Source organism: Sphingomonas turrisvirgatae (assembly GCF_001721295.1).
Classification (GTDB): Bacteria; Pseudomonadota; Alphaproteobacteria; order Sphingomonadales; family Sphingomonadaceae; genus Sphingomonas; species Sphingomonas turrisvirgatae.
In genome coordinates this window covers 1-999 of record NZ_MDDS01000071.1, presented here as the reverse complement: position 1 = coordinate 999, position 999 = coordinate 1, and the positions used below count along the sequence as shown (strand labels likewise).

Annotated in this window: 1 pseudogene; it reads right to left on the bottom strand. The window is 65.5% G+C overall.

Annotated elements, in window-relative coordinates:
• Nucleotides 1-18 precede the first annotated feature (18 nt).
• A pseudogene (locus BFL28_RS17535) lies at nucleotides 19-999 on the bottom strand (IS3 family transposase); the annotation flags it as partial.

Genomic DNA, 999 nt, shown 5'->3' with positions numbered 1-999 from the left:
TGACGTGACCCCCGCCTTTCATCCAGCGGCAACCAGAGACCGACCGGTGTTGTCGCGCATGAGCGCAGGTGAAGCAACGGGCGGGGTTAACCCCGCCCGTTGCTGTTCAAGTTCGGCGGCGAACGCCGCCGGTGTGGCGTAGCCGAGCGAGGAGTGCGGCCGCTCGGTGTTATAATCATCGACCCAGCGCGCGAGGATCACGCGGGCCTGACCGATCGTGAAGAATAATGTCTCGTTGAGCAGCTCGTCGCGCATGCGACCGTTGAAGCTCTCGACAAACCCGTTCTGCGTCGGCTTGCCTGGCGCGATATAGTGCCACTCGACGCCGACATCGCCGGACCAGGCGAGCACTGCGTTCGAGGTGAGCTCGGTCCCGTTGTCGCTGACGATCATCTTGGGCGCACCGCGCCTGGCGATCAGATCGCCCAGTTCGCGAACAACCCGCCGGCCCGAGATCGACGTGTCGAGCACCGCCGCCAGGCACTCGCGCGTGACGTCGTCGACGATGTTGAGGATGCGGAACCGCCGGCCCGTTGCGAGCTGATCGTGGACGAAGTCCAGGCTCCAACGCTGGTTTGGCAACGCCAACACCGGCGCAGGCGCCCGCGCACCAACCGCACGCTTCCGTCCCTTCCTGCGCCGCACCGTCAGACCCTCTTCGCGATACAGCCGCTGGGTCTTCTTGCGGTTGACGGTAATGCCGTCCCGGCGAAGCAGGATGTGCAGCCGCCGGTAGCCAAACCGCCGGCGCTGCTGCGCCAACTCACATAATCTCGACCGCAGGTCGCCATCATCCGCTCGGCACGAGCGATACCGCATGCTCGTGCGATCCGCCCCGACGACAGCACACGCCCGCCGCTCGCTCATCCCCAACGTCGCCTGGAGATGCGCGACTGCTTGCCGCTTCGCGGCGGGCGCTACCATTTTTTTGACAGCAGATCCTTCAGACCCGCATTGTCGAGCATCGTGTCCGCGAGCAGCCGCTTGAGCCGTGCGTTC